Consider the following 18,382-nt stretch of genomic DNA (forward strand, 5'->3'; position numbering starts at 1 on the left):
GCGATAGATGGAGGCGTTGTTGATCAACATCGACCAAATTCGTGCCGACACGCCGGCCGCCTCCCGACTCGCATATCTCCACAATGCGGGCGCCGCTCTCATGCCGACGCCCGTCGTCACGGCGATGAAAGGGCATATCGATCTGGAGAGCGAGATCGGCGGTTACGCCGCTGCCGACCACGAGTCCGATCGCCTTGAAGCGGTCTACGGCTCCGTGGCCCGCCTGCTCAATGCCGCGCCCGACGAGATCGCACTGATGGAGAACGCGACGATCGCCTGGCAGATGGCGTTCTACGCGCTTCCGTTTCGCAAGGGTGACCGCATTCTGACCGCCGAGGCGGAATACGCCGCCAACTATGTCGCCTTTCTTCAGGCCGCCAAACGTACAGGTGCGATCATCGACGTGGTGCCGAGCGATGCCAGTGGCGAGCTTGACGTTCACGCGCTCGAACGCATGATCGACGAGCGCGTCAAACTGATCGCCATCACCTGGGTTCCGACCAATGGCGGGCTGGTCAATCCCGCAGCCGCCGTCGGCAAGATCGCGCGTGCGCACGGCATTCCCTATCTGCTCGACGCCTGCCAGGCGGTCGGCCAGATGGAGGTCGACGTCGAAGCGGTCGGCTGTGACATGTTATCGGCCACGGGGCGCAAATTCCTCCGCGGCCCGCGCGGGACCGGCTTCCTCTATGTCCGCCGACCGCTGCTGCAACAACTCGAGCCGCCCATGATCGACCATTTTGCTGCGCCCTGGGTCTCGCGGGACGCCTATCAACTACGCGACGACGCCCGCCGTTTCGAGACCTGGGAGAACAATTACGCAGCCCGGCTTGGTCTCGGCGTCGCTGTCGATTATGCCCTCGCGATCGGCCTCGATCCAATCGAACAGCGCTGCCGCTTGCTTGCAGACCGTCTTCGCAACGGCCTCGCCGCCATTCGCGGCGTCACCATTCGTGACCTCGGCCGCGCGCCGGGCGCCATCATCAGCTTCACGATGGACGGGTATGAGGCGAAGGCCATCGTCAGCAGTGCCGCTGCGGCCGGCATTACGATCGGCGCGTCAGATCCCGCAAGCACCCGCATCGATGCCGAAGTCCGCGCATTGCCACCGGTCGTGCGGGCATCGCCGCACTACTACAATACGGAGGCCGACATCGACCGGCTGATCGGCCATATCGGGGGCTTGGCGCCGCTATAGCGACCTGAGCCACTCATGTGCAGCGCGCGCTCAATCCGGATGCGCTGAGCTTGGCCATGACCTCGTCGAGATGCGCGCTGTCGCGGGTCTCGATGACGAGTTGCAGCAACGTTGCCTTGGCGGGCAGGTCGGAGAAGGTCCGCTGATGCGAGACCTCGATAATGTTGGCGCCCGCCTCGGCGAGCAGCGATGCGACGGCAGCCAATTGGCCGGGCCGGTCGGGGATGTCGAGCGACAGCTGCGTCAGCCGTCCCTCACGCGCAAGCTCGCGCGTGAGCACGGAGGCAATCAGTCGCGTGTCGATGTTGCCGCCGCTCAGGACGAGGCCGACCTTCTGGCCGGCGAAGCGGGAAGGATCGGACATCAGCGCTGCGAGGCCGGCGGCACCGGCGCCCTCGACGACGGTCTTCTCGATCGAGATCAGGGTCGCGAGCGCGCGTTCGAGCTCGGCTTCATTGACCAGCGCAATGTCGTCGACGAGGCGGCGGACGATTTCGGTGGTGATCTTGCCCGGCGATTTCACCGCGATGCCTTCGGCGAGCGTATCGCCGCGCGCCGGCAGATTGCCACCATGGACGGCATTGTACATCGAGGGATAGAGCCAGGCCTCGACGCCCAGAATCCGCAGTGACGGCTTGATCGATTTGGCGGCAATGCTGATGCCGCTGATGAGGCCGCCGCCACCGATTGGGACGATCAGCGTGTCGAGTTCCGGCACGGCCTTCATCATCTCCAGCCCGATGGTGCCCTGTCCTGCGATGACAAGCGGATCATCGTAGGGATGGACGAAGATCATGCTACGGGCTTCGCCGTGGCTGCGCGCATAGGCGGCCGCCTCCTCCAGCGTCGCGCCCGTCACCACGACCTCGGCACCGTGGTGCCTGGTATTCTCGACCTTCACCATGGGCGTGCCGACCGGCATCACGATGGTGGCGGGGATGCCGAGCCGCTTGGCGTGATAGGCAACGCCTTGCGCGTGGTTGCCCGCCGACATCGCGACGACGCCACGCGCACGCTCCTCGGCCGTCAGCGCGGTGAGGCGGTTGAGCGCACCGCGCTCCTTGAACGAGGAGGTGAACTGGAGGTTCTCGAATTTCAGCCAGACATCGCAGCCGCAGATGTTGCTCAGCGTGCGGCTGTAGCTACAGGGCGTCTCGACGACCGCGCCGCGAATGGTGTCGGCGGCGGCATGAATGTCGCGAGGCGCGACCGGCAAGCCGCTGAGATCGGACGACATGCTTTGGGACAACTCAGCCATAGGACAGCATAGAGCATTTGCCCGGCTCGGGCGATAAGCCAACTGCTATTTGGTAAATTCCCGCGATCGTGAAGCCCGCCACAGCGTCCACAGCGTCCGCAGCCGCGACGAAGGCTGCGGCGCAAACGGATTGCGGCCGGGTTGCGACAAGCGCTTGAGGTCGGCCTGCGCCTGTGCGAGCGGCAGAAACGCGGGACGCACCGATGCCGGCACCTCCGCCAGCAGCGACAAGGCTGTGGTCAAATGCTGCTGCGCCTCGCCCGCGAGCTGCTCCAGCACGGCGCGCAGGTTCGGCGTCTCATTGCCAGAGAACAAATCCTCCATCTGGCAACCATGGTTCGCCAGCACCTGCTGCGGCAGGAACAGCTGCCGATGCGCGGCATCGCGCGGCAGATTGGCGATCACCTGCACGATGCCCTGTGCCAGCCCGGCATGACGGGCAAGATGCTCGACCGCCTCCGACGGCGGCGCCATGATCCGGGCCGCCAAGCCGAACAACGCCGAGGACGTCGCGGCCAGATAGCCCTCCAGCGCCGTCAGCGTCGGCATCGGGTCGTTGTAGAGGTCGAACTGATGCTCATCGACCAGCAGCGACAGCGGCTCGACCGGCAGGCCGAAATCGCGCACCGCACGCAGCAGCTCGGCCGCGACCGGATTACCCTCGGCGCTGCCATGGACGAGGCCCGAGAACAGGTCGGTCCACCATTGAAAGCGGATCTCGCCGGGCAAGGGCTGGCTGACCTGATCGCGGACGCGGACGATCTCGACATTGAAGGCATAAAGCGCCAGCAGCGCACGGCGCTCGGCGGCGGGCGCGAACAACGTCGCGGCATAGCGCGGAAAATCGTGGCCGCGCACGAGGTCGGCGCAGAAGGTCACGGTATCGGGCGGCGGCGCAGCGCTGCTCATGGCACGGCGATCAGCGCGGCAGCGACGCGGCGCCGTTCGCCGATCATGATGTTGTAGGTGCGCACTGCGGGACCGGTCTGCATCGTGTCCAGCACCACCCTCACCGCCTTCAGCGCCTGCCGCAGCTGCGGCGGCGGCAGCCAGAGCCCGGTTCCGGTGCCGACGAGGAGCGTGTCAATGCTGTTCGCAGCCGTGAACACCCGGTCCAGCGAATAGCGGTCGATCTTGGTCGGATCGGTCACGTCCCAAGCCCAGATCGCGTCGGGCAGGCACAGCAGCGATCCCCGATGCGACATGCCTGCGAAGGCAAAACCGCCCTTGCCGTAGGCCTCGATCGGCGCCGAGCGCGGGAAATGCGGTGCGTTGGGATCGCCGGCCATCAGTTTCGTCCGAATGAGCTCAATGCCCTCGCAAACGCATGCGAGGGCAATGCGGTTCGGATCATGCCTTTTTTTTCTTCGCCGGCGTAGCCGTATCGGGCGCGTCCTCGCGATGTTCGCCGACGCCGAGATAGATCAGGATCGGCGCCGCGATGAAGATCGAGGTGTAGGTGCCGACCAGCACCACGCCGAACATCATCACCGCCGTGAAGCTGTGGATGGCATGACCACCGAACAGCAGCAGCGCGAGCAAGGCCAGCGTCACGGTGAAGTGGGTGATGATCGAACGCGACAGCGTCGAGTTGATGGACTCGTTGAGCAGCTGCGGCATCGGCATCTTCTTGTAGCGCCGCAGCATTTCACGGATGCGGTCGTAGATGACGACGGTGTCGTTGAGCGAATAGCCGAGAATGGTCAGGAGTGCCGCGATGCTGGTGAGGTCGAAATCCACCTGGCTCACCGACATGAAGCCGATCGTCAGCACGATGTCGTGCACGTTGGCGATCATGGCGCCGAGCGCGAATTGCCATTCGAAGCGGAACCAGAGATAGATCAGGATCGATACGATCGCGAGCATCAGGCCAAGCATGCCGTACGCCAGCAATTCGCCGGCGACGCGCGGACCGAGCACCTCGACGCGACGATAGTCGACGGAATCGCCAAGCGCGGTGCGCACTTTCTGCACCGCCTCCTGCTGCGCCTTGTCGCCGCCGGGCTGTTCGGCAACGCGGATCAGGACATTCAGGACATCCGCGGGACCGCCGCCGAACTGCTGCAACTGCACCTCGCCGAGGCCGAGCGTGCTCAGGGTTGCGCGCATCGACGCAATGTCGGTGCCGCCGGACTTGGCCTGCACCTCGAGCAGCGTGCCGCCCTTGAAGTCGATACCGAGATTCAGGCCGTGGGTGAAGAACAGCGTGATGGCGATGATCGACAGCAGCGCCGAGATCGGGAAGCTGATGCGCCGGAAGCGCGTGAAGTCGAAATGCGTATCGTCCGGGACGATGCGCAGCGAGGGCAGCAAGCCTAGGGCCGCGACCACGGTGAGAACGGCGATGAGGACGCCGAGCCCGATGAGAACGGTGTGAGTCACAATCAGGCTCCTAGATCGGCACGCTCTGCGGCCGCTTCCACCGCACCCACCCGGCGACGATCAGCCGGGTCATGGTGAAGGCGGTGAACACCGTGGTGATGATGCCGATACCGAGCGTCACGGCGAAGCCGCGCACCGGGCCGGTGCCGATGTAAAACAACACCGCGGCGGCAATGAAGGTCGTGATGTTGGAATCGAGGATGGTCGCGAGCGCCCGCTTGAAGCCGGCATCGATCGCCGAGATCGCGTTGCGGCCGCCGCGCAGCTCCTCACGGATGCGCTCGTAGATCAGCACGTTGGAATCGACCGCGATGCCGACGGTGAGCACGATGCCGGCGATGCCGGGCAGCGTCAACGTGGCGTTGAGCAGCGACAGCAGGCCGAAGATCATGGCGACGTTAATGGCCACCGCGATGTTGGCAAACACGCCGAACAGCCGGTAGGTCAAGAGCATGAACACGATGACCAGGATCGAGCCGACATAAGCCGCAAGCTCGCCCTGCTCGATCGAATCCTGGCCGAGGCCCGGACCGACGGTGCGCTCCTCGACCACCGTGAGCGGCGCCGGCAGCGCGCCGGCGCGCATCAGGATCGCGAGATCGTTGGCGGACTGGACCGTGAAGCTGCCCGAGATCTGTCCCTGCCCGCCCGTGATGGGCTCGTTGATCCTGGGCGCGGAGATCACCTTGTTGTCGAGCACGATCGCGAAGGGCAACCCAACATTCTCTTGTGTGGCCTGCGCGAACTTGCGCGCGCCAGACGTATTGAACTTGAAGCTGACGACCGGCTCACTCGTACGCTGGTCGAAGGTCGCCTGAGCATCGATCAAATCGCCGCCCGCAACCAGCACCTGCTTCTTGACCACGTAGCCGGGCGGCGGCGGCACGGCGGCCGGCAGGAACTCGGAGTCCGGCGGCAAGCCGCCCTGCTGCGCTTGGTCCGCCGGCACCGAGGGATCGACCATGCGGAATTCCATCTTCGCGGTCTCGCCGAGCAGCTTCTTCAGGCGGGTCGGATCCTGAAGACCGGGGACCTGGACCAGGATGCGGTCGTTGCCCTGGCGCTGGATGACAGGCTCGACCGTGCCGAGCTCGTTGACGCGGCGCTCGACGATCTGGATCGACTGCTCGATGGTCTTGCGCATGCGCTCGATCATCGCGGCCTGCGGGACGGTCAGGCGGATCACGCCGCCGCCGGCATCGGTCACCTCGAGGTCGCGCTGACCGCTGGATCCCACCAGTCCGCCGAGCGGCTGGGCCAACTCGCGCAGCTTGGCGAGCGCCGGCTGAAAATCGGTGTCCTTGGTGATGCGAACCTCGGCCGCGTCGTTGCGCACGGTTACGCCGCCGGTGAAGCCGATTTTGGCATCACGCAGCGTTCGGCGAACGTCGTCGCGGACCTGGTCCAGCCGCTCCTTCTTCACATAGGCGGAGTCGACCTCGAGCAGCAGATAGGAGCCGCCCTGGAGGTCGAGGCCGAGCACGAGCCGGCGCTGCGCCCAGGAGGGCCAGGTCTTGACCTGCGCCTCGGGGAAAAAGTTCGGGACCGCGCAGAGGCACACGATCAGCGCCGTCAGGATAATCCCGAGCGCCTTCCACCGCGTGAAATACAACATCGACTGGACCTGTCAGATCAGGAGACTGGAGAGACTCGCGGAAGCACTCACTTCGACGCGGCGTCGTCCTTGGCGGTTTCCTTGGCGCTATCCTTGGATTCCTTGGCCGGCTCGCCCTTGGCGCGCACGCCGGAGACCATCGAACGCATCTGCCGCACGCGCACGCCGTCGGCAATCTCGAACTCGATCTGGTCGTCGTCGACGACCTTGGTGACCTTGCCGACGAGGCCGCCCGTGGTCACCACGGTGTCGCCGCGGCGGATGTTCTTCACGAGATCGGCGTGGTCCTTCACCTTCTTCTGCTGCGGACGCAGAATCAGGAAGTACATGATCACGAAGATCAGGGCGAACGGCAGCAGCGACATCAACATGCTGTTGGTGTCGCCGGCGCCCGCGGCCTGGGCATACGCAGGGGTAATGAACATTCGGACGGTCCTCGTGGAAACGGGGGAAAGCCGGTCAGGGCCTCGAAGGCGACCGGTTCGGTCAAATTCGCGCGGACTATAGCGGCCATTGCCCCAATTGCAACGCTGCCAGACCGTCGATTTGGCCACCTTGCGGCGCGCCCTCAGGCCCGATAAAGGCTGCATTCTCAGGAACTTCGGACATGCCCAAAAAACCAAGCAAAAGCCCGGCCGGCAAAGGCCCCCGTACCCTTGCCAGGAAGCCTGCCCGCGTCGCGGCAAAACGCCCCAAGGGGGCCGTCGCGTCGGCGTCCAAGTCGGCCCCCGACCTCTCCCAGGAGCGCATCGTCCGCGCGCTGGAGACCATTGCGGCGCACCTTGCCGCCCAGGGAAAGCCGGCCGACGAGCGCGAGTCGTTCAAGCAGGCCGACGCCTATGTCTGGCATCCGGACGGACGCCTTGCAGCGGTGCCTCGGGTCAGCCGCGTCGAGCTCTTTCTCCTCAAGGGCGTCGACCGGATGCGCGACATCCTGATGGAGAACACCGAGCGCTTCACCAATGGGCTCCCCGCCAACAACGCCCTGCTCTGGGGGGCGCGCGGCATGGGCAAGTCGTCGCTGGTGAAGGCCGCGCATGCCAGCATCAACGCGAACCGCAAAGCCGCCGACAAGCTGAAGCTGATCGAGATCCACCGCGAGGACATCGAGAGCCTGCCCGCGCTGATGGAACAGCTGCGCGCTTCCTCGTTCCGCTTCATCGTGTTCTGCGACGACCTCTCCTTCGACGGCAATGATGCGTCCTACAAGTCGCTGAAGGCCGTGCTCGAAGGCGGCATCGAGGGCCGGCCCGAGAACGTCATCCTCTACGCCACATCAAATCGCCGCCATCTGCTCGCGCGCGAGATGATCGAGAACGAGCGCTCGACCGCGATCAATCCCGGCGAAGCGGTCGAAGAGAAGGTGTCACTGTCGGATCGCTTCGGCCTCTGGCTCGGCTTCCACCGCTGCAGCCAGGACGAATATCTCGCCATGGTGCGCGGCTATTGCAGCCATTTCGGCATCAAGGTCGATGACGAGGCGCTGGAGCGCGAGGCGCTGGAATGGTCGACCACGCGCGGCTCCCGCTCGGGCCGCGTCGCTTGGCAGTTCGTGCAGGAGCTGGCAGGACGGCTGGGTGTGAAGCTGACGGGGACGTAAGGCTCGCTGTCAGCCCACCCATAACTGTCATTCCCCGCGAAAGCGGGGAATCCAGTACGCCGCGGCTTATCGGCAAAAAATAAATGTCTCTGGAATACTGGATCGCCCGGTCGAAGCCGGGCGATGACAGCGTGCTCGTGGTGATAGCGCGCTCCGAACTGAGCCCGCGCCTCACGCCCCGTTCAGGAATTGAAGCGGGTCAACCGGGCTCGATCCCTTACGGATCTCGAAGTGGAGCTGCGGCGACGCCACCTCCCCGGATTGACCCGACTTGGCAATGACCTGACCGCGCTTGATGGTATCGCCGCGCTTCACCAACAGCTCACTCGCATGGGCATATGCGGTGACGTAGCCGTTGGAGTGCCGAACCAGGACCAGATTGCCGTAACCTTTCAGCTCGTTGCCGGAATAGGCAACGACGCCGTCTTCAGCCGCCTTGACCGGCGTACCCTCGGGCACCGCGAGATTGATGCCGTCATTGGACTTGCCGTTGGTCTTGGCGCCGTAGGTCGTGACCACCTTGCCGCGCACCGGCCAACGGAAGGTCGGCAGCGCGCTGGTGGTCTCCGCAGCCTTCGCCGATGTCTCGGCGGGCTTCTCTTCGACATTGGCCGTGGCCTGGGCCAGGCGAGCGCTCTGCGCAGGTGCTGCGATCGCGGCCATCCTGGTGGCAGGCGCAGGCGCGGCCGCAACGGGCTGGAGCGTCCCCGCGACAGGAGCAGCCCCAACGGGAGCCGCCGCAACCGGTGCCGCAAGGGCAGCAGTCTTTGCGCCGGGCACGGTCAGCCTGGTGCCAAGCTTGAGCTTTGCCGACGGATCGAGGCCGTTGGAGCGAGCGAGCTCAGCCGACGAGATATGGTTCTTGCGGGCGATGCTGGCGAGTGTATCGCCATGATTGACGAAGTGCATGCTCGACGGCGCAGCCATGACCGCGACCGGCTTCGCAGCAGGCGCCATCGCGGGAGCTGCCGCGACGGGAGCCATCAACGGCGCGGGCACGGCCGCCGTTGCGCCCGGATGCGGAATGATCAGTTGCTGGCCGGGCGAGAGCGCGCGCGGACCTTTGTAGCCGTTGGCGGCAAGGATCGCCTGCGGCGTGACGTGATAGCGCTTGGCGATCACGTCGAGCGTGTCGCTGGTGCCGACGATGATCTTGGTCCCGCCGGCCGGCTGGGCAACCGCGACCGAGCGCGGCGGCACGGTGGCCGTGGTTTCAAGATGCGGCTGCGCCGGGGGCGCGTAGGAGCTGACGCCGCGCCCGCCACCGGACACGCCGCCACCTGCCGCAACGGGATAGGATTGCGGCGCGGACACTGCCGGCGGCGGCAAGGGCTGCGACTGGTAATAACCGGACTGGGTCTGCGGCCGCGCATATTGCGGCAGCTCACGCGGCTGCTGCGGCGGCGCCTGCTGCACCGACCCGGTCTGTTCGGACGAGAAGGGATTGGAGAAGTTTGACTGGGACAGCCGCGACTGCATGTCGGCGCTGCACCCTGCAAAGCTGAACGAGATCAGCGCCAAGACCGCAACCTGCGGCACGCGGCGCGAGTTAAGCAACTCGGCGACAACAGACATGGTTACTCACTCGTACGCAACAGAACTGGTCTTTTAAGTAAACACGTCGCGAGTAAATAACGGCTTAACCCTCCCAATAAGATGTTGGCGGCACAGCCGATCCGGAATTCTACAGCTCCCGCGCCACCCCCGGCAGCGCCGGCACGAAGCGGACCTCGACGAGTTCCTTGCGCTCGATCCCGGTCTCGGTCCGGGTGAGCCGGATCAGCGTCTGCACACCCTGATGCGGGCCGACCGGGGCGATCAGGATGCCGCCGACCTCGAGCCGCTCAACCAGATTCTCCGGAAGCTGCTCCACCGCGGCGGTGACGATGATGCGGTCGAACGGGCCGATATTGGACGCCAAATTGAGACCGTCGCCGAGCATCACCTCGACATTGTGACAGTTCAGCTTTTCGAGCCTCGCCCGCGCGGCATCGGCGAGCTTGCGGTAGCGCTCGACCGTCAGCACCTGGCCTGCCAGCCGCGACAGCACCGCCGCCTGATAGCCGGAGCCCGCGCCGATCTCGAGCACGCGATGCTGCTTCCGGAGCTGGAGCTGCTCGGTCATGTAGGCGACGACGAAGGGCTGGCTGATGGTCTGCCCGCAGGCGATCGGCAGCGCGCTATCGCGGTAAGCGCCCTCGCGATCGGCCTCGTCGACGAACGCGTCGCGCGGCACCTCCTCCATGGTCCGCAGCACCGCCTGGTCGCTGATGCCCCGACGCCTCAGCGTGAGCTGAAACATCATCTTTTCCGGCGGGTGCTGATGGGAGGTCATCGTTGCCTGTATCGTCTCGTCAGGTCCGGGGGCGCGTCGCGAAGGCCCGGGCAAGAATCTTGTTCCTGCTCAGGAACACATGATAGCCTCTGGCTGCAATATTTGACCATAAATTGGCTTGCAGCTGACGGGCCGCAAGGGACCGATTTCGGGTGTCCGTTCGCCGAAACGCGCATTGCGTCGATTCGTGTTATCTGCGAACGTTTTTCGGGAATGGGCAAGGACTCAACGACTATGACCGCAACAGGGCTTTCCGGCCGCTCTGTATTCCTCGTCGAGGACGAGGTGATGATCAGGATGATGGTCGCGGATATGCTCGAAGAGCTCGGCTACAAGGTCGCAGCCGAGGCCGGCGACATCACCGAGGCGTTGCGGCTCGCCCAGGCGACCGAGTTCGACATCGCCATTCTCGACGTCAACGTCAACGGCAAGGTCATTTCGCCGGTCGCCGACGTCATCAAGGCGAAGGGCTGCCCGTTCATCTTCGCCACCGGCTACGGCTCCTCCGGCCTGCCCGAGCAATACCGCGACCGGCCCGCGCTTCAGAAGCCGTTCCAGCTCGACGCGCTTGCGAAGACCATCGAAGCCGCGCTTCGCGGCAGCTAGCCGCTATTTCAGCGTCGCACTCAGCGCCTCCGAAAACGCCTCGTTGGTGCGGTCGAGCCGGAGCGGCGTGACCGAGACGTAGCGCTCGCGCAGTGCCGCCAGATCGGTGCCTTCGGCAGGCGTATCCATCATCGCTGCGCGCTCAAAACCGATCCAGAAATAGGGATTGTTGCGGCCGTCCCTGCGCTCATCGATCCTGAGGAAGCCGAGATTGCGCTTGCCCTGCCGGGTGACGCGGATGCCGAGCACATCCTCCGGCGCACAGGCCGGGAAGTTGACGTTGATGACGGTGTCCCTGGGGATGCCGGCCTTGATCACCTTGCGCAGGATGTCGGGCCCGAATTTGCGCGCGGTGTCCCACAGCGGCCGGTCCCGGGTCTCGACGCTGAATTCCTGCGACAGCGCGAATGACGGTATCCCCAAAATGGTGCCTTCCAGCGCGCCGGCAATGGTGCCGGAATAGACCACGTCCTCGGCAACATTGCGGCCCTTGTTGACGCCCGACAGCACGAGATCCGGCGGCTTGGTGCCCAAGATGTGCCGCGCGCCCATGATGACGCAATCGGTCGGCGTGCCGCGCACGGCGAAGTGCCGCTCGCCGACCTCACGCAGGCGCAAGGGGTCGTTCAGCGACAGCGAATGCGACACCCCGGACTGGTCGAGCTCGGGCGCGACCACCCAGACGTCGTCGGACAGCGCCTTGGCGATCTCCTCCACGACCTTGAGGCCGGGAGCGTGAATGCCGTCGTCGTTGGTGCAGAGGATGCGCATGCGAAAGGTCGATTCCTGAAGCCGTTTGAGCCGTATTATCCGGCTGGAGCCCATCAGGCAAACCGGATGGCGCCAGGATTTGGGCAGAGCGCATCTGTGATCTAGCTCATTGCGGCGGCGCAGCACGAAGCCCTATTTTGGGTCCATATTCCGAGGCGACGGGACACCGAATGACCCGCTTTGCTGCCCTCATCTGTCTTGGACTTGAACTCGGGCTCGGGCTCGGCCTGATCGCGCTCGCGACAGGGCCGGGACAGGCCCAGGATTCAGGGGCCTCAGACCGCTGCTTCCCCTGGCAGGAGTTCCGCAACGGCAACTGCATCGCCAAACCGACTTCCGCTGCTCCAGCGCCGCCACCCGAGGTGCAGGCCCCGAGCCCAATCCCTGACGGACCCGAACGCAGCGGGCCGCCCACTCCGCCCCCGCCAGCCCCACTCCGCGCGCTGATCACCATCACCTGCATCGGTGGCACCGCGAGCAACGGAGAGTGCGCCTGCCCGGCCGGCTTCCAATTGATTCCGGCCAGCGCAGATCCCGGCGGCACCTGTGTTCGAACCAATGCGGAGAACTGCCAGGGCGGCGCGTTGACGGTCGCCGGCGAATGCCTCTGCGACGGCCAGGTCACGATGTCCGGACAGGTCTACGATCTCGAATTGTCGCGCGGCAAATGCGTGCCTAAACGCTGTCCGCGCGAAGTCCCGTGCCTCACGCCGGCCACGAAGCCGGAGAGCGATGCATCGCCAAGACTGTCGTCGGATGAGCCCGAGCGGCCGCACGCTTGCGCCAAGGGCATGGTCGCGACACGCCACGGCTGCGTGCCGGCACGGCACCGATCGCAGCCGATCAATCCGGGCTCGTACTTTCGGGCGCCGAACTATCCAAGTCCAATGCACTACTAGTCTACTCGCCCGCGATCTCAAGACGTCGGCAGAGATGTACCGAATGGTTCGCGGCGACGCCGGGCAAGGTCGCGCCTCCCTGCGGCAGCCCGGTTCACCACGCCCCAAGGTGATAGTTCACGCCAGCGCGAACGATGTTTTCCTTGAACCGCCACGTGTAATCGACACCAGGGTTCACGCCACCGCAATTGCAGCGACCGAAGACCGTGGAGCTGCCCAGGTCGAGATAGAGATATTCGACTTTCGCCGACCAGTTTCGTGCGAACATCCATTCGGCCCCACCGCCGGCCGCCCAGCCGAGCTTGGTCTGATCCAGGCTACCCAGACTGTGCAGGCCGATGTCGCCGCGATTGACGGCATCTCCCGTCGCCTTGAGCCCGCCATAGGCCGCGCCGGCGGTGCCGTAGAGCAGGAGATCAGGGGTGACCGAAAAGCCGACACGGGCCCGCGACGTGCCGAACCAGGAGATTTTCTGATCAGTCGTGAGTGACGTCCCGAGGGTCGGCGCGGCTATGCCAGGATTGAACAGCGGAGCGATCGAAGCCGACCCGGAAATTCCACTGCCCTGAATATCGGTTTCCAGTCCGAACACCGCCTGTCCCCACTGGAAATTGTAGCCGAGTTGCGCACCGCCAATCGCGCCCTTCGAATGCACCCCGGGGCGTTCGTTGTTGAGGTTGAACGCGCCGGGCGGAAGGAATACGGCGTCGACCGAACTGTCGCCCCATCCATAGCCGACGTTGCCTCCGACATAGAGACCCTGCCACGAGCTGGCTGGCACAGCCATCACCGGCGCCTTGGCGTAGCTGCGCGGCGCCATATCGGCGGCCAGTGCCTGAGCCGTACCCAGCGCGGCGATGACGGATGCGAGAAGAATCTTTTTCATGACGGCCTCAACCTTGAATCACGTAGTTGCGGCCTCACCGGTACCCGCACCCGGTCGTCGGTGAACATCGTTCGATCGCACGATATTTTAGGATTCAAGTGATCGCGGAGATGCTTTGGTTGCGGATGTGGTCCAACAGACACACTGCTTTGCGTGGATGAACCGCGCATGATCCTTTCGGAACACCGCTGCGCACTCTTCCGGATCACGCGATAAGGTCTAGCGGCGGATACGCCATTGCGGCAGGAAGCGCGCGAGCCGGCCCTCGGCGTGCAGCTGCATCGCCGGCACGACCGCGCTCACGATGGGCGCCTCGATCACGCCGAGCGTCTTCAGTTGCGCCACGATCGGATCCGACTCCGGCGCCTCGACCGCTATCATGGGAAAACGTTCACGTGCCGTCGTCAGCGCCTGGTCGAAGTCAGCAGCGTTCACACCGGGCTTGGCCCGCCGGCTCTGGACGAGATTGTTGTCCCAGAGCCGGGCGACATCGATGTCGAGCACACCGCGCAGGCGCTGGTCGACGGCCTGGATGCCAGCACCCGTCACCGCCCATTGTCGGCCGACCCAGAAGATGTCGCGGTGCAAGGCCATGAACGGTCGGTTCGCGTTGACGGGTGGCCGTCAGGATAACCGGCCGCCCGATCTTCGCAACCAAACGTTTCCGTCGTTACAGTCCGGCAACGAGTCCTAGTCGCGCGCGACCACCTTCAGGCCGCCCATATAGGGCTGGAGCACGTCGGGGACCGCGATCGAGCCGTCCTCCTGCTGATAGGTCTCCATGACAGCGATCAGCGCGCGGCCGACCGCGGTGCCGGAGCCATTCAGCGTGTGCACGAAGCGCGGCTTGCCGTCCGGCCCGCGCGAGCGCGCATCCATGCGCCGCGCCTGGAAATCGCCGCAGACCGAGCAGCTCGAGATCTCGCGGAACGCCCCGCCCTCGCCCTGCCCGGGCATCCAGACCTCGATGTCATAGGTTTTCTGCGACGAGAAACCCATATCCCCTGCGCAGAGCGTCATCACGCGATAATGCAGGTCGAGCTTCTGCAACACCTGCTCGGCGCAGGACAGCATCCGCTCCATCTCGTCCTTGCTGGTCTCAGGCGTCGTGATCGAGACCAGCTCGACCTTGGTGAACTGGTGCTGGCGGATCATGCCGCGCGTGTCGCGCCCCGCAGCGCCCGCCTCGGCGCGGAAACACGGCGTCAGCGCGGTGAGCCGCATCGGCAATTGCTTCTCGTCGAGGATGGATTCGCGGACGAGGTTGGTGAGCGCGACTTCCGCGGTCGGGATCAGGCCGAGGCGCTCGGTCTTCAGCCGCTCGAGATCGGGGGCTACAAGGAGCTCGCCGCTGATCGCCCAGAACTGATCGTCCTCGAATTTCGGCAGCTGTCCGGTGCCGAACATCACCTCGTTGCGAACCAGCAGCGGCGGATTGATCTCGGTGTAGCCGTGCTCATTGGTGTGCAGGTCGAGCATGAACTGGCCGATCGCGCGCTCCAGTCGCGCCAGCCCCTTCTTCAGCACGACGAAGCGCGCGCCGGAGAGCTTTGCCGCCGCCTCGAAATCCATGTAGCCGAGCGCGGTGCCGAGATCGTCATGCAGCTTTGGCGCAAAGCTGTAATTGCGCTTGTTGCCGAACACATGGTGCTGGACGTTGCCGTGCTCGTCGACGCCATCGGGCACTTCGTCGAACGGAATGTTCGGGATCGCGGACAGCTCTTTCATGAGCTCCTCGTCCGCGGCTTTCGCGGCCGCCTCGAGCTCGGGCATCGTGGTCTTGAGCTCGGCGACCTCGGCCATCAGCTTGGCCGCGCGCGCATCGTCCTTCGCCTTCTTGGCGTCGCCGATTTCCTTGGAGGCCGCATTGCGCCGCGCCTGCGCCTGCTCCGAGGCCAGGATCGCCGCACGCCGCGTCTCGTCGATCGCGAGCAGCGAGGCCGACAACGGCTTCAGGCCGCGCCGGGCGAGGCCGGCGTCGAAGGCTTGCGGATTGTCGCGGATCGATTTGATGTCGTGCATGGGAGCGGTCCTGGATCAGCGCGTAAACATACAGCGACGAACGTTGTACGTCAGCGCGCTCCCCCTAGCATAGCTGTCATCGTCCGCGAAAGCGGGCGATCCAGTATTCCAGAGACGGGACTGATTCTCCGAGGAGGGGCCCGCGGCGTACTCGATTCCCCGCTCCAGTGCGCAATTGCGCACAAGGCGGGGAATGACAGCGAACCTAGCCCCTACTCCGCCGGATTGGCCGGCGTCGAGACGTCGGTGCCCGAGGCCTTCGAGGCAGCCGCCTTCTTCTCCACCATCGACACCGCGATGATCGAGCCCTCGTAGAGCAAGAGCAGAGGAATCGCGAGCGAGCACTGGCTGATCACGTCGGGCGGCGTCAGGACGGCGGCGATGACGAAGGCGATAACGATGAAATAGCGCCGCTTCTCGCGCAGCATCTTTGAGGTGACGATGCCGATCCGCCCGAGCAGCGTCAGGATCACCGGCAGCTGGAAAGCGATGCCGAACGCGAAGATCAGCGACATCATCAGCGACAGATATTCGCCGACCTTCGGCAATAGCTCGATCTTTGCGGTCTCGTCTCCGCCGAGCTGCTGCATGCCGAGCGAGAAGCGCGCCAGCATCGGGAACACAACGAAATAGACCAGCGCCGCTCCGAGCACGAAGAAGAACGGTGTCGCGACCAGATACGGCACGAAGGCGTTCTTCTCGTGCTTGTAGAGCCCGGGCGCCACGAACATGTAGAGCTGCCCCGCCACGATCGGGAACGAAATGAAGGCCGCGCCAAACATCGCCAGCTTCAGCTGGGTCAGGAAATATTCCAGGAACGCCGTGTAAATCAGCTTGGCGTTTCCGGGATCGCCGACGGCCAAGACATATGGCCACACCAACACGTTGAATATCTGCTTGGCGAAGAAGAAGCAGAAGATGAAGGCAATACCGAACGCCAACAGCGCTTTGATCAGCCGCGAGCGCAGCTCGATCAGATGATCCATCAAGGGGGCTTTGCTGGCCTCGATATCGGCGTCGCTCATGACGCTTTGACGTCCTTGATCGCCTCGGATGGTGCGGTGTCTTGAATCGCAGTGTCCTGTGCGACCGGTGCCGGCTCGATCTCACGCGTGATGGCGAGCGGTTCGTTCACCGCCGCGTGCGCCTCGGCCTCCACAAAGGTCTCTGGCGTCGGCGCTTCGGGTGTCGTTGGGGTAGCCGGCGGTTCAACAGCGGTGGTGGCCGTCGTCTCGGCCGGCTTGTCCAGCGCATCGACGCGGAGCGCGTCGCTGACGTCCTTCTGGAGCGAGGTCATCAGACCACCGCCGGCAAAGCCGGACGCGGCTTCCTTGACCTCGTCAAAGCTCTTCTTAAGGTCGGCCATCTCGGCCTCGCGCATCGCTTCCTGGAACTGGCCCTGGAATTCGGCGGCCATCTTGCGGGCCTTGCCCATCCACTGCCCGACCATGCGCAGCACGCCCGGCAGCTCTTTCGGGCCGATAGCGACCAGGGCCACGACCCCGATCAGAATCAGTTCACTCCACCCGATGTCGAACATGAGGTCTTCCGTTCACGCGAAGCCACGACCGGCCCAATCCCCCACGCGCAGGATCAGGGCCGCTATCCGCGTCTCGCGTGCTCCTGGCTCAGACGGCTTTGCTGCCGACGTCGGACCGCGCCGCGGTCGGCGCGGCATTGTGCTCGATCGACTTGGACGGCTCGGCGGGCTTGTCGGCGACCTTGTCGTCGTCCTGCATGCCCTTCTTGAACGCCTTGATGCCCTGCGCGACGTCGCCCATCAGATCCGAAATCTTGCCGCGGCCGAACAGCAGCAGGACGACTGCGATCACCAGGATCCAGTGCCAAATGCTAAGCGAACCCATCCTGCAACCCTCCAAACACACATGGCCGGGGACCCGGCCGATCTTCCCGGAAACCTAGGCGCGGCAGGCCTCAAAAACAAGGACCAAGGCAGCGCCAATTCGCTGTTGGCGCTACGTAATCTTGCCTAGTGTTAACTGGTCGCAGGGGCCGGTAAAACGCAGGACGTCAGTCCTCGCTGCCGCCCTCGCCGCCCTCATTGCCGCCTTCCGGCGTCTCTTCGGGCGTCTCGGGCTCGACCGCAGGCGCCAGCGCCAGATCGAGGTCCTCGCCGGGTTCCAGCGGATCCTCGTCCTCACGCAGCTGCGGGTCATCGGACGGCGTCGGCACGCTGAATCCGGTCGGCAGACGCGAATCCAGGAGACCCGTGCCCTTCAGCTCCTCCAGGCCCGGCAGATCGCCGAGCTGTTCCAGGGTGAACTGCGACAGGAAGTCCTCGGTGGTTCCGAAGGTCAGCGGCCGGCCCGGCGTCTTGCGGCGGCCGCGCGGCTTGATCCAGCCGGTCTCCAAGAGCACGTCGAGCGTGCCCTTCGAGGTGATAACGCCGCGGATTTCCTCGATCTCCGCGCGCGTCACCGGCTGGTGATAGGCGATGATCGCCAGCACCTCGATCGCAGCACGTGACAGACGGCGGGTCTCGGTGCTCTCGCGCGTCATCAGCCAGGCGAGATCGCCGGCGGTGCGGAAGGTCCACTTGTTGGCGACCCGCACGAGATTCACACCACGCAACGAATAATCGGCCTGCAGCTGCTCGAGCGCGGCCTTGACGTCGACGCCATCAGGCATGCGCTTGGCGAGCGTCGCGGTATCCAGCGGTTCATTCGAAGCAAACAGCAGCGCTTCCAGCAGCCGCAATTCTTCGGGACGTGCCTGGGACTCGTTCTCCATCGGCTCGGCCTCTTCTACCCGCACTTCAGCCAGGCTTGCCATGGCAGATTCTCCTTGTT

Annotated in this window: 20 protein-coding genes; 4 read left to right on the top strand and 16 right to left on the bottom strand. The window is 64.8% G+C overall.

The features are described 5' to 3' along the window. Positions 1 to 19: 19 nt before the first annotated feature. Complete coding sequence (locus BMW89_RS19760) at positions 20 to 1,198, top strand: aminotransferase class V-fold PLP-dependent enzyme (protein WP_092028920.1); 1,179 nt, start codon at positions 20 to 22, stop codon at positions 1,196 to 1,198. A gap of 13 nt (positions 1,199 to 1,211) precedes the next feature. Here the strand turns inward: BMW89_RS19760 and BMW89_RS19765 are convergent, their stop codons facing one another. The 6 genes from BMW89_RS19765 to yajC all read right to left on the bottom strand — a co-directional run bounded on the left by BMW89_RS19765 (position 1,212) and on the right by yajC (position 6,878). Next, complete coding sequence (locus BMW89_RS19765) at positions 1,212 to 2,456, bottom strand: threonine ammonia-lyase (protein ID WP_092028669.1); 1,245 nt, start codon at positions 2,454 to 2,456, stop codon at positions 1,212 to 1,214. 45 nt (positions 2,457 to 2,501) lie between these two features. Beyond that, positions 2,502 to 3,365 (bottom strand): phytoene/squalene synthase family protein, encoded by an 864-nt coding sequence (locus BMW89_RS19770; RefSeq protein WP_092028670.1) that lies wholly within the window; start codon positions 3,363 to 3,365, stop codon positions 2,502 to 2,504. Further along, positions 3,362 to 3,745 carry an Mth938-like domain-containing protein gene (locus tag BMW89_RS19775; RefSeq protein ID WP_092028671.1) on the bottom strand — a complete coding sequence of 128 codons (384 nt, stop codon included), beginning with the start codon at positions 3,743 to 3,745 and terminating at the stop codon, positions 3,362 to 3,364. The genes BMW89_RS19770 and BMW89_RS19775 overlap by 4 nt, the downstream gene beginning before the upstream one ends. 61 nt (positions 3,746 to 3,806) lie before the next feature. Then, positions 3,807 to 4,838: a protein translocase subunit SecF gene (gene secF / locus BMW89_RS19780; RefSeq protein ID WP_092028672.1), complete on the bottom strand. Its 1,032-nt coding sequence runs from the start codon at positions 4,836 to 4,838 to the stop codon at positions 3,807 to 3,809. Between the two features lie 10 nt (positions 4,839 to 4,848). Beyond that, positions 4,849 to 6,453: a protein translocase subunit SecD gene (secD, locus tag BMW89_RS19785; protein ID WP_092028673.1), complete on the bottom strand. Its 1,605-nt coding sequence runs from the start codon at positions 6,451 to 6,453 to the stop codon at positions 4,849 to 4,851. 47 nt (positions 6,454 to 6,500) lie between these two features. Then, the gene (gene yajC, locus BMW89_RS19790; protein WP_092028674.1) at positions 6,501 to 6,878 is read right to left on the bottom strand and encodes a preprotein translocase subunit YajC; all 378 of its coding nucleotides are present in this window, start codon (positions 6,876 to 6,878) and stop codon (positions 6,501 to 6,503) included. Positions 6,879 to 7,060: 182 nt separating this feature from the next. Here yajC and BMW89_RS19795 point away from each other — a divergent pair, with 182 nt between their 5' ends. Continuing rightward, positions 7,061 to 8,053 (top strand): ATP-binding protein, encoded by a 993-nt coding sequence (locus BMW89_RS19795; RefSeq protein ID WP_092028675.1) that lies wholly within the window; start codon positions 7,061 to 7,063, stop codon positions 8,051 to 8,053. 171 nt (positions 8,054 to 8,224) lie between these two features. Here BMW89_RS19795 and BMW89_RS19800 read toward each other — a convergent pair whose 3' ends face one another. Together BMW89_RS19800 and BMW89_RS19805 are read right to left on the bottom strand one after the other, a co-directional pair. Continuing rightward, positions 8,225 to 9,628, bottom strand: coding sequence for a LysM peptidoglycan-binding domain-containing M23 family metallopeptidase (locus BMW89_RS19800; RefSeq protein ID WP_092028676.1), 1,404 nt, complete (start codon positions 9,626 to 9,628; stop codon positions 8,225 to 8,227). A 109-nt stretch (positions 9,629 to 9,737) separates the two neighbouring features. Beyond that, on the bottom strand, positions 9,738 to 10,388 hold the full coding sequence (locus BMW89_RS19805) for a protein-L-isoaspartate(D-aspartate) O-methyltransferase (protein ID WP_092028677.1): 651 nt from the start codon (positions 10,386 to 10,388) through the stop codon (positions 9,738 to 9,740). Positions 10,389 to 10,622: 234 nt separating this feature from the next. Between BMW89_RS19805 and BMW89_RS19810 the strand changes: the two genes are divergently transcribed. After that, positions 10,623 to 10,994 carry a response regulator gene (locus BMW89_RS19810; protein ID WP_092028921.1) on the top strand — a complete coding sequence of 124 codons (372 nt, stop codon included), beginning with the start codon at positions 10,623 to 10,625 and terminating at the stop codon, positions 10,992 to 10,994. Positions 10,995 to 10,997: 3 nt separating this feature from the next. Here BMW89_RS19810 and surE read toward each other — a convergent pair whose 3' ends face one another. Further along, positions 10,998 to 11,765, bottom strand: coding sequence for a 5'/3'-nucleotidase SurE (surE, locus tag BMW89_RS19815; protein ID WP_177196179.1), 768 nt, complete (start codon positions 11,763 to 11,765; stop codon positions 10,998 to 11,000). Positions 11,766 to 11,935: 170 nt separating this feature from the next. On the opposite strand from surE, the gene BMW89_RS37395 reads away from it, so the two are divergent. Next, positions 11,936 to 12,664 (top strand): hypothetical protein, encoded by a 729-nt coding sequence (locus BMW89_RS37395; RefSeq protein WP_143062798.1) that lies wholly within the window; start codon positions 11,936 to 11,938, stop codon positions 12,662 to 12,664. Between the two features lie 94 nt (positions 12,665 to 12,758). Here the strand turns inward: BMW89_RS37395 and BMW89_RS19825 are convergent, their stop codons facing one another. From BMW89_RS19825 to scpB, 7 genes are all read right to left on the bottom strand, one after another. Further along, on the bottom strand, positions 12,759 to 13,550 hold the full coding sequence (locus BMW89_RS19825; RefSeq protein WP_092028680.1) for an outer membrane protein: 792 nt from the start codon (positions 13,548 to 13,550) through the stop codon (positions 12,759 to 12,761). A 219-nt stretch (positions 13,551 to 13,769) separates the two neighbouring features. Beyond that, positions 13,770 to 14,144, bottom strand: a complete 375-nt coding sequence (locus tag BMW89_RS19830) for a hypothetical protein (protein ID WP_092028681.1) — start codon at positions 14,142 to 14,144, stop codon at positions 13,770 to 13,772. Between the two features lie 96 nt (positions 14,145 to 14,240). Further along, positions 14,241 to 15,572, bottom strand: a complete 1,332-nt coding sequence (serS, locus tag BMW89_RS19835) for a serine--tRNA ligase (RefSeq protein ID WP_092028682.1) — start codon at positions 15,570 to 15,572, stop codon at positions 14,241 to 14,243. 212 nt (positions 15,573 to 15,784) lie between these two features. Further along, positions 15,785 to 16,597 carry a twin-arginine translocase subunit TatC gene (gene tatC / locus BMW89_RS19840; protein WP_092028683.1) on the bottom strand — a complete coding sequence of 271 codons (813 nt, stop codon included), beginning with the start codon at positions 16,595 to 16,597 and terminating at the stop codon, positions 15,785 to 15,787. After that, positions 16,594 to 17,112 carry a Sec-independent protein translocase protein TatB gene (gene tatB, locus BMW89_RS19845; protein ID WP_092028684.1) on the bottom strand — a complete coding sequence of 173 codons (519 nt, stop codon included), beginning with the start codon at positions 17,110 to 17,112 and terminating at the stop codon, positions 16,594 to 16,596. The genes tatC and tatB overlap by 4 nt, the downstream gene beginning before the upstream one ends. Before the next feature lie 88 nt (positions 17,113 to 17,200). Next, on the bottom strand, positions 17,201 to 17,437 hold the full coding sequence (locus tag BMW89_RS19850; RefSeq protein WP_092028685.1) for a twin-arginine translocase TatA/TatE family subunit: 237 nt from the start codon (positions 17,435 to 17,437) through the stop codon (positions 17,201 to 17,203). A gap of 166 nt (positions 17,438 to 17,603) precedes the next feature. Beyond that, positions 17,604 to 18,365, bottom strand: coding sequence for an SMC-Scp complex subunit ScpB (gene scpB / locus BMW89_RS19855; RefSeq protein WP_177196180.1), 762 nt, complete (start codon positions 18,363 to 18,365; stop codon positions 17,604 to 17,606). Positions 18,366 to 18,382: the final 17 nt, after the last annotated feature.

This window comes from Bradyrhizobium sp. OK095 (assembly GCF_900109945.1).
GTDB lineage: Bacteria > Pseudomonadota > Alphaproteobacteria > Rhizobiales > Xanthobacteraceae > Bradyrhizobium.

What these genes read in the sequence shown, in the direction of transcription:
- BMW89_RS19825 (WP_092028680.1), bottom strand. Translation starts at nt 13,550, where the DNA reads ATGAAAAAGATTCTTCTCGCATCCGTCATCGCCGCGCTGGGTACGGCT.
- BMW89_RS19830 (WP_092028681.1), bottom strand. Translation starts at nt 14,144, where the DNA reads ATGGCCTTGCACCGCGACATCTTCTGGGTCGGCCGACAATGGGCGGTG.
- BMW89_RS19795 (WP_092028675.1), top strand. Translation starts at nt 7,061, where the DNA reads ATGCCCAAAAAACCAAGCAAAAGCCCGGCCGGCAAAGGCCCCCGTACC.
- secD (WP_092028673.1), bottom strand. Translation starts at nt 6,453, where the DNA reads ATGTTGTATTTCACGCGGTGGAAGGCGCTCGGGATTATCCTGACGGCG.
- BMW89_RS19805 (WP_092028677.1), bottom strand. Translation starts at nt 10,388, where the DNA reads ATGACCTCCCATCAGCACCCGCCGGAAAAGATGATGTTTCAGCTCACG.
- yajC (WP_092028674.1), bottom strand. Translation starts at nt 6,878, where the DNA reads ATGTTCATTACCCCTGCGTATGCCCAGGCCGCGGGCGCCGGCGACACC.
- scpB (WP_177196180.1), bottom strand. Translation starts at nt 18,365, where the DNA reads ATGGCAAGCCTGGCTGAAGTGCGGGTAGAAGAGGCCGAGCCGATGGAG.
- serS (WP_092028682.1), bottom strand. Translation starts at nt 15,572, where the DNA reads ATGCACGACATCAAATCGATCCGCGACAATCCGCAAGCCTTCGACGCC.
- BMW89_RS37395 (WP_143062798.1), top strand. Translation starts at nt 11,936, where the DNA reads ATGACCCGCTTTGCTGCCCTCATCTGTCTTGGACTTGAACTCGGGCTC.
- BMW89_RS19800 (WP_092028676.1), bottom strand. Translation starts at nt 9,628, where the DNA reads ATGTCTGTTGTCGCCGAGTTGCTTAACTCGCGCCGCGTGCCGCAGGTT.
- BMW89_RS19770 (WP_092028670.1), bottom strand. Translation starts at nt 3,365, where the DNA reads ATGAGCAGCGCTGCGCCGCCGCCCGATACCGTGACCTTCTGCGCCGAC.
- BMW89_RS19765 (WP_092028669.1), bottom strand. Translation starts at nt 2,456, where the DNA reads ATGGCTGAGTTGTCCCAAAGCATGTCGTCCGATCTCAGCGGCTTGCCG.
- tatC (WP_092028683.1), bottom strand. Translation starts at nt 16,597, where the DNA reads ATGAGCGACGCCGATATCGAGGCCAGCAAAGCCCCCTTGATGGATCAT.
- tatB (WP_092028684.1), bottom strand. Translation starts at nt 17,112, where the DNA reads ATGTTCGACATCGGGTGGAGTGAACTGATTCTGATCGGGGTCGTGGCC.
- BMW89_RS19850 (WP_092028685.1), bottom strand. Translation starts at nt 17,437, where the DNA reads ATGGGTTCGCTTAGCATTTGGCACTGGATCCTGGTGATCGCAGTCGTC.
- BMW89_RS19775 (WP_092028671.1), bottom strand. Translation starts at nt 3,745, where the DNA reads ATGGCCGGCGATCCCAACGCACCGCATTTCCCGCGCTCGGCGCCGATC.
- surE (WP_177196179.1), bottom strand. Translation starts at nt 11,765, where the DNA reads ATGCGCATCCTCTGCACCAACGACGACGGCATTCACGCTCCCGGCCTC.
- BMW89_RS19810 (WP_092028921.1), top strand. Translation starts at nt 10,623, where the DNA reads ATGACCGCAACAGGGCTTTCCGGCCGCTCTGTATTCCTCGTCGAGGAC.